1 protein-coding gene is annotated in these 907 nt (G+C 69.1%); it reads right to left on the minus strand.

The genetic code is table 11. The features are described from left to right. Nucleotides 1-907 (minus strand): hypothetical protein (locus E1258_RS32880; protein ID WP_207919946.1); only part of this gene is annotated, 907 nt, incomplete at both ends.

The following is a 907-nucleotide window of genomic DNA, read 5'->3' on the forward strand; positions in this document are numbered from 1 at the left end:
GTGTGGTTGGAGGGCCCGCTGTAGGAACTCCAGCCGTTCGCCGGGAACCAGATCTGCCGGTTCCAGATGACGTAGTAGATGCCGAGCCGGTCGGCGTTGCGGATGAGGAACGCGGCGAGATTGTTCCCGTACATCCGGGTGTCGTTGTTGTGCCAGGGGGAGAACCCGCTGTTCTGGAGCGACCAGTCGCAGGCCCTGCCCTTGGGGTGCTCCCACGGCCCGCCCGGCCGGTAGCAGCCCACGAACCGGTTGAAGCCGGCTCGCTTGACCTCCTTGTACGCGTGCAGCGTCCGGGGCGTGACGCAGCCGGAGGTGGTGGGGTCGTTCTCGCTGCACGACTCCGGCCGCCAGGTGCCGTCCGACGTGCGGCCCGGCGCGATTCTGGCGACCGGGGAGGTGGCGGAGACCAGGCCACCGGTGAAGCCCTTGCCGCCGACCAGCGCGAGTGCCTTCTCGGCGTCGTGCTTCTTCTTCGCCATGACCGACGCCTGCTTCTGCTGCTCGCGCACCTCGGCGTCGAGCGCGAGCTTGGCCTGCTCGGCGCGGGTCTTCGCCGCGCCGACCTCGGCCAGCTTGTTGGCGTTGACCATGTTCAGCTCGTCGAGGGCGGAGGCGCGCTTGACGAACGAGTCCGGGGTGTTGCTCTCCAGCAGCATCGCCATCGCGCCGACCCGGCCGGTTCGGTACGACTGCGCGGCCATCTCGCCGACCTGCGGCGCGAGCGCGTCCAGCTCCTCCTGGGCGTTCTGCACCTCGACGGCGAGCTGGGCCTGGCGCTTCTTGGACTTTTCGAGCTTCGACTTGGCCTGGACGTAGTCTCGGTTGGTCGCCTCGATCACGTCGGTGATGAGCTGGGGCTCGTCGTCCTCCTCGTGCCCCGACGGTTGGGGGGCGGCGGAGGGCAGGG

This window comes from Micromonospora sp. KC207 (assembly GCF_004348615.1).
Lineage (GTDB): Bacteria > Actinomycetota > Actinomycetes > Mycobacteriales > Micromonosporaceae > Micromonospora.